Here is a 12,899-nt window from a genome sequence, read left to right on the forward strand (position 1 = left end):
GTGCCGGTTGGGGCTGAGCTCAGACTGGCGATCGCGGCCTGGTTCGGCCGAGGGGGCTGAATCGTGCCTAGGCGCGCTGTGCGCGCGAGAGGTTCCCGCGAGCCTGGTTCGTGCCGGTTCGGGCTGAGCTCGGACCGGCGTTTGCGGCCTGGTTCGGCCGAGGGGGCTGAATCGTGCCTAGGCGCGCTGTGCGTACGACAGGTTCCCGCGAGCCTGGTTCGTGCCGGTTGGGGCTGAGCTCAGACTGGCGATCGCGGCCTGGTTCGGCCGAGGGGGCTGAATCGTGCCTAGGCGCGCTGTGCGCGCGAGAGGTTCCCGCAAGCCTGGTTCGTGCCGGTTCGGGCTGAGCTCGGACCGGCGGTCGCGGCCTGGTTCGGCCGAGAGCGGCTGAATCATGTCTAGGCACGCTGTGCGTACGGCGGGTTCCCGCGAGCCTGCTTCGTGCAAGCTGAGGCCGGGCCAGGCCGTGAACCAGCGCTCTGGCGTGTCCCCGGCGGCTGGCCAGCACGGCTGGGCTCGCCCGATCGAGCTGGGGCTGGCAGGCGGCGCAGCGTGGCTTGGCGGAGCCTGGTGTGGCGGAACCAGGTGTGGCGGGACCGAGTCCCGGCACGGCCCAGCTGAGCCACCCCAGTCCCTCCCCGCTACCCCGGGCAGTAGTGGTTCTGCCGCCATTGGGTGGATGCGGGAGCCGGTACTCTCGCCGACACTGGACTCGGCGGACATTCCGTAGTGAGGTGGTCACCATGAGCACGAGCGACGGGACTCCGTTTTTTCCCGCCTCCGGGCCCGGCCAGGACGGGACGTTGGCCGGCGACGTCGGGGGCGAGCGGTTCTCCGATCCGTTGTCCGGGTTCGAGATGGCGTCGGGCCGCGGGCCGCGGCCGTTGCCGACCGCCAAGCCGGTTCAGCATGACCCCGAAGAGGTCAAGCGGATGGTCGAGGCCGCGCTGAAAGAGGAAGCCAAGAAGAAAGAAGTCGTCAAGACGCCGAATCCGATCCCGCCTTCCGAGCGCCCGGATCTGGTTCCGCTCGGGCTGCTTCCCCGGCAGCGGACGTGGCCGACCAAGGCTCCTCAGCTGCTGAAAAAGGTGCCCCGGCCGCGGCCGAAGCGCGTCACCGAGATCGCCGACGACGACATCGAGGAAGAGCTCGCCGGACGGCAGAGCCGGCGGGGGCTGCCCGCGCTCAGCATGCCCAGCTTCGGGCGGCCGTCCAGCAGTACGGCGGGCGTGGTGCTCGCTGTGGTGTTGCTCATCGTGTTCGGAATCGTCGCGATCGAGCTCATCGCTAGCCTGGTGAGCAGTGTGAAGGGGCTGTTCGGCTGACACCGGCTGACCTCGTATATCACGGGGCGTGCCGTACTCGCGTGCGCGGCGGGACTACCCTGGCGGCTACACGGTCGGGGGATCCGCAGGGGTCGCCTGACTCCGCCGTGACAAGTGGGGTGGGCGTATCAGCGAGGGCGTACGGGCGGTGCCGGGCACCGGCTCGGGCGGATCGGGTGGGACGTCCACGATCCACCGGGCCCGCCGGGTGCTGGCGATCAAGCCATTTCGTCGGCTGTGGGGCGTCACGTATCTGTGCAGTGTCGCCGACTGGCTGAACCTGCTGAACCTGACCAGCCTGAGCACCAAGCTCCTCGACAACTACTCCGCGCAGAACTACGCGTTCGTCGGCGTCATCGTCACCGCGTTGCTGCCCGGCCTGCTCTTCGCGCCCATCGGCGGCCTGCTCGCGGACCGGTTCGACCGGCGCAAGATCATGGTCGTCTGCGACCTGCTGCGCTGCGGATTCCTGCTCTCGATCGCCGTGGTCGGGGCGCCGTGGTGGCTGTTCGTGGCGAACTTCCTGGTCGGCTGCTGTTCGATCATGTGGATCCCGTCCAAGGACGCCGCGGTGCCGAACCTGCTGCGCCGTCCCGAGCAGGTGGAGACCGCCAACCAGCTCGGCATGGTGATGACCTACGGCCTCGCCGTCATCACCGCCGCCGGGGCCAACGCGCTGATCCTCGGCGCGAACTCCACGTTCCACCTCTTCCAGGGACCCGGCGTCGACCTCTACATCGCCAAGGTCGTCGTCGTCATCACCGGTCTGCTGTACCTGACCAGCGGCATCCTCGTCGCCACCCGCATCCCCGAGCTGTCCCTGCGCGACGTCCACTCGCTGCCGCAGCAGAAGGTCAAGCGGGCCGACGAGGAGAAGTTCGGCTTCGGCGCGATGATGCGCGACGGGCTCAAGTTCGTCCGCAGCACGCCGATCGTCCGCGGCCTGCTGATCGGTGCCTTCGGCGCGTTCGCGGCCGGTGGCGCGGTCATCGGCGCGGCCAAGCCGTACTCGTCGTCGCTGCTCGGCGGCGACGCGGCGTTCAACCTGCTGATGCTGGCCGTCTTCATCGGCCTGGCCACCGGCATGGCGCTCGCCCCGAAGCTCGCGCACCGGCTCCCGCACGACCGGCTGTTCGGCATCTCGATCGTCCTCGCCGGGCTCGCGCTCGGCGTCGTCGCGCTGTCGCCGCACCTGTCGATTTCGGTGGCCGCGGTCGCCTTCGTCGGCGTCTGCGCCGGCACCGCCTTCCTCACCGGCGTCACGATCATCGGCTCCCGCGTCGAGGACGCGATCCGCGGCCGGATCAACGCGATCTACCAGGCGATGCTCAAGATCGTGCTGTTCGGCGCGACGGTGGTCACGCCGGTGCTGATCGGCCTGGTCCGGCAGCGCAAGGTCGACCTGTTCGGCACCCCGATCATCGTCGACGGCACTCGTCCGGTCATCCTCGGCGGCGGCCTGCTCGCCGTGCTGCTCGGGATCATCGCCTACCGGCAGATGGACGAGCGGCGCACCGAAAAGATCTTCAGCGACCTGCGCAACGCGCTGCGCCGCAACCCGCGGCGGGTCAACGGTTTCCTGATCGCCGTCGAGGGCACCACCGCCGTCAACACCGCCGAGCAGGCCGCACGGCTCGCGCGCTGGCTCGGCACCGGCACCCGCCCGGTCGTCCTCACCGCGGACCCGGCGCTCGGCGAACGGCGGTTCCGCACGCTGGTCTCGGACGCCGCCCTCACCGGGGTGCGGGCGCAGGCGCTCGTGGCCGCGGCCGTGCGCGCCGAACTGGTGGAACGCGAGATCCAGCCCGCTCTCGACGCGGGTTCCGTGGTCGTCATGGAGCGCTTCGTCGACTCCCCGCTCGCGTCGCTGTCCGCGGCGGGCGAGCTGGACCGCGACGAGCTGGAAGGGCTGGTCGACTGGGCCACCGGACGGCTCCGCCCGGACCTCACCGTGCTTCTCGACTCCGAGCATCCAGACGATCCGCGGCCGTCGCTGAAAGACCAGCTGTGGGTGCAGAAGCTGCTCACCGAGATGGCTGCCGCCGACCCGGACCGGTACGTCGTGGTCGACGCCGAGGGCTCCGATCGTGACGTCGCGGGCCGCGTCCGCAGCGCGGTCCAGTCGGTCTTTGTCGGCTCGCTCGCCGGGCTCGCCCCCGCGGAACCGGCGGAGGAGGAACCCGAACAGCCCGAAGACACGGCGCAAGCCGATGCCGCCGAGGCAGCGGCCGCCGAAGCGGAAGCGACGCACAACGGCGCGGACGCACTGCCTGTAGTGTCCAAAGTGGAGGATCGGTGACGACCCCGATCGGTGTCTGGACTGAACTCGTCGGCCAGGAACCCGCCGTGGAAACACTGTCCACCGCGGCGGCCGCGGCAGCGAAAATCGTTGCCGGAGAACCGGTCGCGCCAGCGGCGATGACGCACGCGTGGCTCCTTACCGGACCGCCGGGCTCCGGCCGTTCGGTCGCCGCGCGCACGTTCGCCGCGGCCTTGCAGTGCAGCACCGGAACCGGCTGCGGCGCTTGCCCCGGCTGTCACACGACGATGGCCGGAACCCACGCGGACGTGCGGCTGGTCGCTCCGGAAGGACTGTCCATTTCGGTCGCCGAGATGCGCGCGCTAGTGCAGGCGGCTGCGCGTCGGCCGACGACCGGCGAATGGCAGGTCGTGATCATCGAGGACGCCGATCGGCTCACCGAGGGCGCGTCGAACGCGCTGCTCAAGGCCGTGGAAGAGCCGCCGGCCCGCACGGTTTTCCTGCTGTGCGCGCCATCGGATCACCCAGAGGACGTTTCGGTCACCATCCGTTCGCGATGCCGGTTAGTCCCGCTGCGCACGCCGCCCGCGGAGGCGATCGCACAGGTGTTGATCTCCCGGGACGGCGTCGACCCGGAGCGAGCCAACTGGGCCGCGGCGGTGTGCAACGGCCACGTCGGCCGTGCGCGCCGGCTCGCCACCGACGAGGCCGCCCGGCAGCGTCGCGCCACCGTGCTGCGGATCCCGCTCGGGCTGCGCCGTCCGGACGACGTTTTCACCAGCGCCGACCAGCTGATCAGCGCGGCGGAAGCGGACGCGGGCGAGGAAAGCAAGGGCCGCGACGAGCAGGAACGCTCCGAACTGCGCACCGCGATGGGCGGCGACGGCACCGGCAAGGGGGTCGCCGGAGCGAAACGTGCCGCCGAGGCCGCGGTGAAGCAGCTGGAGAAGCGCCAGAAGTCCCGCGCGACGCGAACCCAGCGCGACACCCTCGACCTCGCCCTGGTCGACCTGGCTGGTTTCTACCGCGACGTCCTCGTCACGACCACGGGTTCCGGTGCGACGCTGACGCATCCCGACCATGCCGAGCAGATCAACTCGGCCGCGGCGTCCTGGTCGCCGGAGTCGACGCTGCGCCGCCTGGAGGCGGTGCTGGAATGCCGCGAGGCGATCGGGCTGAACGTGAAGCCGAGAATCGCGGTGGAAGCCATGGTCACCACGCTTCGCCAAGGCTGACCCGCTCACGAAAACGGCCCCCTCGCCAGCAGCGAGGGGGCCGTTTCCTTGGCTAGCGCGTCAATCGCGCGGATGCGGTGACGGCTTGAACGGAGTGTCCGGACCGCCGGACGGCCGCTTCAACACCAGCGCGGGACGCCGCCGGTTCGGGAACGCCGCGACCATGACCACGCCCATCAGCAGCATCGCCGTGCCCGTCCAGAACAGCGGCACCGTGTCGTACGCGCCGTTCGTGTAGGCCAGGTGCTTCACCGGGCCCGCCGGAGCGGCACCGCCCTGCGGCGGGGCGGGCGGAGTCGTCGTCGTACCGCACACGACGCCGCCGGCCGGGGCGTACGAGCGGGCGATCTGCTCGCCCAGCGACAGCTGCGTCAGCGACGACGGCAGGTTGTCGCCCGCCTGCTTCGGCAGCAGTTCCTTCAACTTCTGCGTCGGCAGCACCTGGAGGTCGAGCAGCCGAGCCGCCGCGCCGATCTGGTAGCCCTTGAACGGCGTGGTCGCTTCGGACTGCTTTTGTTCGAGGTTCGCGATGCTCAACCGCAGCACGCCGAGGTCGAGCACCTTCCCAGCGGTGTCGCTGAGCTGCTGAACGCCCTTCTGCATGGTGGCGACGAGGCCGCCGACCACCGGCACGTTCGCCAAGTCGCCGAACTGCTGGTTCAGCGGTGCGAGCGGCAGGCCGATCGGGATGTCCTTGGTCGGATGCGCCGCGTCGAGCGTGTACAGCGTCTTGCCGCCGGCCGCGATGGTGATCACCGGAGCCTGGTAGTCGACCGTGGACGTCTTCGCGTCGCCGGTGGAGGTGACGGTCAGGGTCGGCTGGCTGGCCACCTTGAGGTTCAGCTCCAGCGGGGTGCCCTTGAGGATGTTGATGTCCGCCGCCTGCAGCGTGGACTTCGACTGCACCGCCTTGTTCTTCGAACCGGGGATGTCGACGAGCTTGACCTGCGACCGCGAGGACAGCGTGTTGGGCAGGCTCAGCAGCGAACCGGTGCCCGCGGCGGGCGTCTGGCCGCTGCCGGGCAGCAGTCCGCCGAGGCTCTGCAGCCCGCTCTTCGGGTCGAAACCCTGCGCGAGCTGAGTGCCCTGCGGCAGGTTCAGCCCGCCGCCGCCGAGCAATGGGACCTGCGGGAGCGTCGGGATGACGTTCAGCAGCGACAGGCTCGCGACGGACGTGCTGGCGTCCGCGATCGTGTCGACGCACGGGCCGAGCGATTCGCTCCAGCGGGCGTGCGCGGTGCCGTTGAGCAGCCCGATGTTCAGCAGCGGGTTTGACGGCGCGTTCAGGCCGCCGCTGATCTCCTTCGGGTTGTCCGGCAGCGCGGTCTGCACGAGGCTGCCCGGCGTCTGCGGCGCCTGGCCCCCGACAGCCAGCCCGAACGGCGACGACTGCGCGATCGCCTTCTCGTAGGCCAGATAGGCCTCCGAGTTCGCCGACGCGCTGGACAGACCCATGCCCGCCTCGAGCGCGGACTGCTTCGGCAGCGTCTGCCCGAAGCCCGGAAGGATGGTGCTCGTGGTGACCGAGTTCGGCAACAGCCGCAGGACGCCGAGCGCCGTGCCCGCGTCACCGACCGCGCGCCCGAGCGGCTGCGGTCCGACAGGTGCCGACGCGGGCGGCTGCGAGGGGTTGTTCGGCTGCGGAATCGGCGTCGTGGGAATCTCCTGCGCACCGGCCGGCGCGGCCAGAAGCAGCAGCAACGCGGCAGTTGCGGGTACCGCCAGCGCGCGGGGCAGTCTTCGCTGCATGTGCCGGGTCCTCCAGGTGATCGCCGGGTCGGGGAGTGAGACCGAAGTCATAGGAGCCTAACGACGCGGCCCCCGCAAGGTGACGCGCCACGCCTCCGCTACACTGGTCGACGTCGCACAGCGGCATGCCGCCTTAGCTCAGTCGGCCAGAGCGATTCACTCGTAATGAATAGGTCGGGGGTTCGATTCCCCCAGGCGGCTCCACCACTCAGGCCCCATCCGAAGCGGTTCGGATGGGGCCTGAGTCGTTTCCGGGCGGGACGCTCGGCTTCCCCGGATTCACCCGTTAGGGGCACCGTCTCGTTCGGCGAGCAGCTCCAGCCCGCCGGGGCCGAGCCGCAGGACTGACGGGACCAGTTCTGTCGTCTCGTATGGCGAAGCGAGCACCTGCTCCCGGATGATTTCCGCCGGGCGGGAACCTTCCCTGGCGATGTGCATCCCGTCCGGGCAAGGCAGGCCGACGATCAAGTCTCCTGTCCCGAGGTGCGGCGACAGCCGCGCGTGCAGATCGGGCAGCGCGAGCGCGGATGCCGCCAGATGGTTCTCCCTGGTGAGCGAGACCAGTACGTTCTCGCCTGAACTGCGCACCTCGAACTTCAGCCCGCGGGTCAGATAGCCGAACCCGATGTCGAGAAGTTTCTCGAGCGGCTCGCCTATCTGCTTCTGCACGTGCCGGGTGACGTGGTCCAATCCGATGTTGCCCTCTGGCGTCCGTGACACCACCGCGAGCGCGACCGACAGCTTGCCGGGCACGAGCGGGCGGTGCGGTAGTGCCTCGAGCAGCTCGGCGCGCGGTGAGGACGCGCTCCAGAGGATCGGCAGCACCTCTTGTTCGCTTTCCTTTTCCCGGGCTTCGGCTATCAGCGCGCGGGCTTGGGAGAATGCGCTGTCCCACTCACCGGGAGCTGGTCGGGGAAAACTGTAGGTGCACTCGGCCTTCCGGAAATTCTTGGCCATGAATTTCTGGTCGGCCGCGGAAGGCTGCCATTCGCTGTACACCGCCGAAACCGCGGACCCGCGCACCTTGTGCTGTCGCCGGACGCTGGCCCAGGCCTGCTCGACAGCGTCCTCGGCCTGGGTGGGTGCGCTGGCCAGCACGGGTTCGGGGAGGCCGTTGATCCGGAAGACGACGAGGTTCTGGGAGACGTCATCGTTCACGGGATTTCCTTGACGGAAAAGGATCTTCGCATCCCGCTTGCCTAGCACAACGCTTGCCCCGCTGACCCGCGATCAGCGAATTCGGCCGGAATTACTCGGCGGGCTGGCCTTCCGGGGCTTCCGATTTCGGGATCGGCTCGCCGACGCCGGTGGTCAGCAACGTCCCCAGGCTCTTGACGCAGCTCGTCCAGCCTCGGGAGCAATCGCGGTAGCAGGCGCTCTCCGGAGTGAGGCCGTGATGAGTGAAGCGCAGCGTCGTACCGCCCGCGCCGGGCGTGATGTCGAAGGTCATCCGGGTGTCGTTCCACTCGTCGTGCTGGTCGATGAAGGCGATGTACGCGTCTTCGACGTGCCAGGCGATCCGGCGGCCGGGCACGAGTTCGGTGACCCGGATCCGGCTCGTCGGGATGCTCTTGTCGATGAACGAGAACTCGTCGCCGACCGCCGTCGCGATGCCGGTGATCGACTCGCTGAACCAGGCTCGGACGTCGGTGATCGCGGCGAAGACCTCCTCGGGGGTGCGGTTGACGGTCAGCTCGGTGGTGAAGGAGTTCATCGGTCTTCCTTTCGGCAAGTAATGCAACTGGATGGTTGCGACACTATGGCAACCATATGGTGGCGTCAAGGGGTGTGGTTGCCTAGGCTCGGCCCGGAAGGAGCACGGCATGGGGTTTCCCGACCGCATCGAGCGGACGGTCGAGCTGGCGCAGCCGCCCGCGACTGTGTGGACGGCGCTGACCACGGCCGACGGCCTGCGCGCCTGGTTCGGCGACGAGGCCGAGCTCGACCTGCGCCCGGGCGGTCTCGGGCGGGTCGCGTGGATCGGCGAGCGCGCTGCCGAGATCCGGGTCGAGCGCGTCGAGGAGCCGGTGGTGTTCGGGTTCACCTGGCAGGTCGACGGGATGCCGGAGGACGACCCGCGACGCACGTACGTCGAGTTCACCCTGCGGGCGCACGACGCGGGAACCCGGCTCACCGTGGTCGAATCCGGGTTCGCGCAGCTGCCGGACAGCCAATACCCGGCCACCTACCGCTCGCACGGCGAAGGCTGGGCGCGCGAACTGGACGAGCTGGCGGCCAGTCTCGATGCCGGCTGACTCCGAAGCGGTCGCCGAGCAGGTTTTCGCCGCGCTCGCCGATCCGACGCGACGCGCGATCCTCGCCGAGCTGGCCGCGCGCGGTCCGGCGACGGCGACGGATCTCGCGGCCCGGCTTCCGATCACCCGGCAGGCGATCGCCAAACACCTCGGCCTGCTGTCCGACGCCGGACTGGTCGCCGCGGAACCCGGCGAGCGGCGCCGGGTGCGGTACCGGCTCGATTCCGCGCCGATGCGGGTCGCGCAGCAGTTCCTCGCCGCGCTCGCCCGGGACTGGGACGGTCCGCTCGCCGCGCTGCGGGCTCACCTCGACGGCGAAGAATGACCCGCGATTTCACTCATCCGAGGGACGAAGGTCGGCCGACTGGCCAGCAGCAAGGGCCGGAAGAACGAGGGCGGGCCACGCCAGCCTCGGTTGACTGGAAGCCATGAACAGCGTGTGGAACAAGGCGGTACTGGCAGCGGCCGGGATCGCGGCCATGGCGACGGTCGCGTCGTGCGGTCTCGGCGCCTCGGTCGAGGAGAAGTCGAACGGCCACGTGAAGGCGGTTTCCTACGACACCGGAAAGCAGGGCAAGGCCAACTCGGACGCCCGGCTTCCGGCATGGGTGCCGGATGACGCGAAGTCGGTCACCGAGCTGATCCGCACCACGGGTTCGGAGCGGATTCTGCGCTACCAGCCAGGTTCTTCGGGTCTGCCCGCGCTGTGCAAGCCAGGGAAAGCCGAAGCGAAGGCTCCGACGCTCACCGCGGACTGGTGGCCGACCGGCGAGCACAAGCGGATGGACAAGGACTGCGCTGGCTGGCACGTCGCGGTCGAGACCGACGCGGTCTACGCGTATCAAGCCGAAACCGTGGCCAACGCGGACAAATGACAGTGGCCGCCCCGGAAACCGGGGCGGCCACTGTCCTATGTGGTCAGTTGGCGGGCGGCGTCAGTTTCAGCACCGTCGCGGTGGCTTGCCCGCGCGGGGTGCGGTAGCTGATTTCCTCGCCTGCCTTCGCGTTCGCCAGCGCGAGGCCGAGCGGGCTGTCCGACGTGATCGCGTCGGCGTCCTCGCCGGGAAGGGTCACCACGGTGAACTCTTCCTCGTCACCATCGGAAAAACGCAGCGAAACGCGCGTGCCGTCCGGAAGCAGCGAGCTGTCGTACGCGCCGTGCTCCAGCTTCGCGGTGACTTCGGCGATCTGCCGGTCCAGTCGCGCCGCTGCCTCGGCGCGGTCGATCACGTCCGCCTGGTCGGCGGCGTCCCCCGTGCGTTCCTGCTCGCCCGGCTGCGGAGACAGCGCCTCCCGTTGCGCGCGCAGGTCCGCGATTTCCTTCTCCAGCTGACGGCGCGCCGCCTCGCTGAGCCCCTTGTCCCCTGAGATCACCATGCCGGGCATTGTCCGCTGCGCGGACCGGGGTGGCCAATCCGGTTTTTCACCCGCCGGAAGACGTTGGGACGACTGGCCTAGGATTCGGGGCTGCCGTCCTGACAAACGTAACGAGGATCACCGTGACCGCCGTGCCCGGCCGCAGCACCCAGCTGTCGCCCAACCAGTTGCAGAAGCAGGAACTGATCGTCGAGGCGGCTCGCAAGGTCCTCGCCCGCGAAGGGCTCGCCGGCTGCACGGTACGCGCCATCGCCGAAGCCGGGCCGCTCACCAAGAGCGCGATCCACTACTACTTCGCCGACATCGACGTGCTCATCGACCGGGCGATGGCCGCGCACATCAACACTTTCGTGGCGGAACTGCGCAAGGTCGCGGACAAGCACTCCGACCCGCGCAAACGGCTTTTCGCGGTGACCGAGGCCTATCTCGCCGAGTTCGCCGACCATCCGCACGGTGCCTTCCTCTGGTTCGAGTACTGGATCGCGGCCGGCCGCGCACAGCATCCGCAGGCGATCGACGCCATGCTCACCTCGATCACCGAACTGCTCGTCGAACTCCTCGCCCCGCTCGACGTCGACGATCCGCGTGCCCGCGCCCGCTCGCTGCTGAGCTATCTGCTCGGCGCGGTGGTGCAGCAACGGGTCCGGCCGCGGTCGTCCGCGAGCCTGCGCGGCGACATCGAGGCGCTCTGCTTCGCCGGATACCGCTGACGCCGCTTAGGCTCCCGGCATGCCTTTGTTCTCCTTGGACGGCGTCAGCCCGCAGGTTCACCCGGACGCCTGGATCGCCCCCACCGCCACCCTGATCGGCAACGTGACCGTCGAGAAGGACGCTTCGGTTTGGTACGGCGCGGTGATCCGCGCGGATTTCGGCCCGATCGTCATCCGCGAGGGCGCGAACATCCAGGACAACTCGGTGATCCACTCCGGACCCGAGACGACCGAGGTCGGCCGCAACGTGACCGTGGGGCACCAGTGCCTCGTGCACGACTGCACGGTCGGCGAACAGGCGTTGATCGGCAACGGTTCCACGGTGCTCGACCGAGCGGTGATCGGACCGCGCGCGTTCGTCGCCGCGGGGTCGACGGTCACGCCGGGCACCGAGGTCCCGGCGGAGACGATCGCGATGGGCAGCCCGGCGAAGAAGTTCGTGGAACTCACCGATTCCGCGCGAGTGTGGGTCGAGCACAACGCGGCGGTCTACCAGGAACTCGCGCGGCGCCACCGCGGCGGCATCGAGCAGGTCTGAGCCGTTTCCCGCTGGCCGGACGCTCTGGCGCGGTGCACTAAACTGCGTCCGCAGCAGCGACTGGCGCCATTCAAGAGGTGGAGCACCACCGGGGAGCGACGACGAGGCCGGCACCGCGCGCCTGGGTGATGGCCACTGCAGAGCCGGAGTACGCCATGACACACCAGCCCGCCTTGTCCGCACTGTCCGCGGCGGATCCTCAGATCGCCGGTCTCGTCGAGGACGAGGCGAAACGCCAGCACGACAAGATCCGCCTGATCGCGTCCGAGAACTACGTTTCGCAGGCGGTGCTCGAAGCGACCGGCAGCGTGCTCACCAACAAGTACTCCGAGGGCTACGCCGGCAAGCGCTACTACGAGGGCCAGCAGTTCATCGACCAGGTCGAGCAGGTGGCGATCGAGCGGGCGAAGGCCGTTTTCGGCGTCGAGCACGCGAACGTCCAGCCGTACTCCGGCTCCCCGGCCAACCTCGCGGTGTACCTGGCGTTCGCCCAGCCCGGCGACACCGTGCTCGGCATGGCGCTGCCCGACGGCGGCCACCTCACCCACGGCTGGAGCGTGTCCGCGACCGGCAAGTGGTTCACGCCGGTCCGCTACGGCGTCCGGAAGGAGACCGGCCGCGTCGACCTCGACCAGGTCCGCGACCTCGCCCGCCAGCACCGGCCGAAGCTGATCTTCGCGGGCGGCACGGCCATCCCGCGCACCATCGACTTCCCGGCGTTCGCCGAGATCGCGCGTGAGGTCGACGCCGTGCTGGTCGCCGACATCGCGCACATCGCCGGCCTGATCGCGGGCGGCGCGCACCCGTCGCCGGTCGGCCACGCGCAGGTCATCACCACGACCACGCACAAGACCCTCCGCGGTCCGCGCGGCGCGATGATCCTGTCCGACGCCGAGCACGCCAAGGCCGTCGACAAGGCGGTGTTCCCTGGTCTCCAGGGCGGTCCGCACAACCACACGACGGCCGCCATCGCGGTCGCGCTGGGGGAGGCGCAGCAGCCGTCGTTCTCCGAGTACGCGCACACGATCGTCGCGAACGCCAAGGCACTGGCCGAAGCGCTGGTCGAGCGCGGGTACGACCTGGTTTCCGGCGGCACGGACAACCACCTGCTGCTGATCGACCTGACGAACAAGGCGGTGCCCGGCAAACCCGCCGCGCAGGCGCTGGACCGCGCGGGCATCGAGCTGAACTACAACACCGTGCCGTTCGACCCGCGCAAGCCGTTCGACCCCTCCGGCATCCGGCTGGGCACCTCGGCGATCACCACGCGCGGGCTCAAGCCCGAACACCAGGTGCAGGTCGCGGACTGGATCGACCGGACCGTGACCGCCGCCGCGGCGCAGCAGGACGGCGCGCTGGATGCGATCGCCGCCGAGATCCGCGAGTTCCTGCAGCCGTTCCCGATTCCGGGCTACAGCGAGTGATCCTTCGCTGAGGGGGCGTCCGGACG

Annotated in this window: 13 protein-coding genes, 1 tRNA gene and 1 riboswitch; of the genes, 10 read left to right on the forward strand and 4 right to left on the reverse strand. The window is 69.6% G+C overall.

From position 1 onward, the window contains the following. Positions 1 to 743 precede the first annotated feature (743 nt). The 3 genes from ACZ63D_RS31340 to ACZ63D_RS31350 all read left to right on the forward strand — a co-directional run bounded on the left by ACZ63D_RS31340 (position 744) and on the right by ACZ63D_RS31350 (position 4,820). On the forward strand, positions 744 to 1,325 hold the full coding sequence (locus ACZ63D_RS31340; protein WP_465357964.1) for a hypothetical protein: 582 nt from the start codon (positions 744 to 746) through the stop codon (positions 1,323 to 1,325). Positions 1,326 to 1,473: 148 nt separating this feature from the next. Then, positions 1,474 to 3,624 carry a bifunctional MFS transporter/dTMP kinase gene (locus ACZ63D_RS31345; RefSeq protein ID WP_465357965.1) on the forward strand — a complete coding sequence of 717 codons (2,151 nt, stop codon included), beginning with the start codon at positions 1,474 to 1,476 and terminating at the stop codon, positions 3,622 to 3,624. Beyond that, positions 3,621 to 4,820 carry a DNA polymerase III subunit delta' gene (locus tag ACZ63D_RS31350; RefSeq protein ID WP_465357966.1) on the forward strand — a complete coding sequence of 400 codons (1,200 nt, stop codon included), beginning with the start codon at positions 3,621 to 3,623 and terminating at the stop codon, positions 4,818 to 4,820. The genes ACZ63D_RS31345 and ACZ63D_RS31350 overlap by 4 nt, the downstream gene beginning before the upstream one ends. Before the next feature lie 60 nt (positions 4,821 to 4,880). Here ACZ63D_RS31350 and ACZ63D_RS31355 read toward each other — a convergent pair whose 3' ends face one another. Beyond that, a complete protein-coding gene (locus ACZ63D_RS31355) occupies positions 4,881 to 6,569 on the reverse strand; it encodes a hypothetical protein (protein ID WP_465357967.1) in 1,689 nt (562 codons plus the stop codon). Between the two features lie 127 nt (positions 6,570 to 6,696). Here ACZ63D_RS31355 and ACZ63D_RS31360 point away from each other — a divergent pair. Continuing rightward, positions 6,697 to 6,773, forward strand: a tRNA-Thr gene (locus tag ACZ63D_RS31360). A gap of 75 nt (positions 6,774 to 6,848) precedes the next feature. On the opposite strand, the gene ACZ63D_RS31365 is transcribed toward ACZ63D_RS31360, so the two are convergent. Both ACZ63D_RS31365 and ACZ63D_RS31370 read right to left on the reverse strand, forming a co-directional pair. Next, positions 6,849 to 7,727 carry a hypothetical protein gene (locus tag ACZ63D_RS31365; protein ID WP_465357968.1) on the reverse strand — a complete coding sequence of 293 codons (879 nt, stop codon included), beginning with the start codon at positions 7,725 to 7,727 and terminating at the stop codon, positions 6,849 to 6,851. A 91-nt stretch (positions 7,728 to 7,818) separates the two neighbouring features. Further along, on the reverse strand, positions 7,819 to 8,283 hold the full coding sequence (locus ACZ63D_RS31370) for an SRPBCC family protein (RefSeq protein ID WP_465357969.1): 465 nt from the start codon (positions 8,281 to 8,283) through the stop codon (positions 7,819 to 7,821). 109 nt (positions 8,284 to 8,392) lie between these two features. Between ACZ63D_RS31370 and ACZ63D_RS31375 the strand changes: the two genes are divergently transcribed. The 3 genes from ACZ63D_RS31375 (at position 8,393) to ACZ63D_RS31385 (ending at position 9,699) form a co-directional block, all read left to right on the forward strand. Continuing rightward, positions 8,393 to 8,824, forward strand: coding sequence for an SRPBCC domain-containing protein (locus ACZ63D_RS31375; RefSeq protein ID WP_465357970.1), 432 nt, complete (start codon positions 8,393 to 8,395; stop codon positions 8,822 to 8,824). After that, the gene (locus tag ACZ63D_RS31380) at positions 8,814 to 9,149 is read left to right on the forward strand and encodes an ArsR/SmtB family transcription factor (protein ID WP_465357971.1); all 336 of its coding nucleotides are present in this window, start codon (positions 8,814 to 8,816) and stop codon (positions 9,147 to 9,149) included. The genes ACZ63D_RS31375 and ACZ63D_RS31380 overlap by 11 nt, the downstream gene beginning before the upstream one ends. A gap of 103 nt (positions 9,150 to 9,252) precedes the next feature. Next, on the forward strand, positions 9,253 to 9,699 hold the full coding sequence (locus ACZ63D_RS31385; RefSeq protein WP_465357972.1) for a hypothetical protein: 447 nt from the start codon (positions 9,253 to 9,255) through the stop codon (positions 9,697 to 9,699). Between the two features lie 43 nt (positions 9,700 to 9,742). On the opposite strand, the gene ACZ63D_RS31390 is transcribed toward ACZ63D_RS31385, so the two are convergent. Further along, positions 9,743 to 10,201 carry a GreA/GreB family elongation factor gene (locus ACZ63D_RS31390; protein ID WP_465357973.1) on the reverse strand — a complete coding sequence of 153 codons (459 nt, stop codon included), beginning with the start codon at positions 10,199 to 10,201 and terminating at the stop codon, positions 9,743 to 9,745. A gap of 122 nt (positions 10,202 to 10,323) precedes the next feature. Here ACZ63D_RS31390 and ACZ63D_RS31395 point away from each other — a divergent pair, with 122 nt between their 5' ends. The 3 genes from ACZ63D_RS31395 (at position 10,324) to ACZ63D_RS31405 (ending at position 12,873) form a co-directional block, all read left to right on the forward strand. Next, positions 10,324 to 10,911 (forward strand): TetR/AcrR family transcriptional regulator, encoded by a 588-nt coding sequence (locus ACZ63D_RS31395; protein WP_465357974.1) that lies wholly within the window; start codon positions 10,324 to 10,326, stop codon positions 10,909 to 10,911. A gap of 19 nt (positions 10,912 to 10,930) precedes the next feature. Continuing rightward, positions 10,931 to 11,449: a gamma carbonic anhydrase family protein gene (locus ACZ63D_RS31400; RefSeq protein ID WP_465357975.1), complete on the forward strand. Its 519-nt coding sequence runs from the start codon at positions 10,931 to 10,933 to the stop codon at positions 11,447 to 11,449. A gap of 46 nt (positions 11,450 to 11,495) precedes the next feature. Beyond that, positions 11,496 to 11,583, forward strand: a riboswitch (ZMP/ZTP riboswitch). 21 nt (positions 11,584 to 11,604) lie between these two features. Beyond that, positions 11,605 to 12,873: a serine hydroxymethyltransferase gene (locus ACZ63D_RS31405; RefSeq protein WP_465357976.1), complete on the forward strand. Its 1,269-nt coding sequence runs from the start codon at positions 11,605 to 11,607 to the stop codon at positions 12,871 to 12,873. The last annotated feature ends 26 nt before the right edge of the window (positions 12,874 to 12,899 follow it).

This window comes from Amycolatopsis sp. NPDC104775, assembly GCF_055583325.1.

Bases quoted from the DNA above. Each gene is read 5' to 3' on its own strand.
- ACZ63D_RS31340 (WP_465357964.1), top strand. From the start codon at position 744: ATGAGCACGAGCGACGGGACTCCGTTTTTTCCCGCCTCCGGGCCCGGC.
- ACZ63D_RS31355 (WP_465357967.1), bottom strand. From the start codon at position 6,569: ATGCAGCGAAGACTGCCCCGCGCGCTGGCGGTACCCGCAACTGCCGCG.
- ACZ63D_RS31370 (WP_465357969.1), bottom strand. From the start codon at position 8,283: ATGAACTCCTTCACCACCGAGCTGACCGTCAACCGCACCCCCGAGGAG.
- ACZ63D_RS31375 (WP_465357970.1), top strand. From the start codon at position 8,393: ATGGGGTTTCCCGACCGCATCGAGCGGACGGTCGAGCTGGCGCAGCCG.
- ACZ63D_RS31380 (WP_465357971.1), top strand. From the start codon at position 8,814: ATGCCGGCTGACTCCGAAGCGGTCGCCGAGCAGGTTTTCGCCGCGCTC.
- ACZ63D_RS31385 (WP_465357972.1), top strand. From the start codon at position 9,253: ATGAACAGCGTGTGGAACAAGGCGGTACTGGCAGCGGCCGGGATCGCG.
- ACZ63D_RS31390 (WP_465357973.1), bottom strand. From the start codon at position 10,201: ATGGTGATCTCAGGGGACAAGGGGCTCAGCGAGGCGGCGCGCCGTCAG.
- ACZ63D_RS31400 (WP_465357975.1), top strand. From the start codon at position 10,931: ATGCCTTTGTTCTCCTTGGACGGCGTCAGCCCGCAGGTTCACCCGGAC.
- ACZ63D_RS31405 (WP_465357976.1), top strand. From the start codon at position 11,605: ATGACACACCAGCCCGCCTTGTCCGCACTGTCCGCGGCGGATCCTCAG.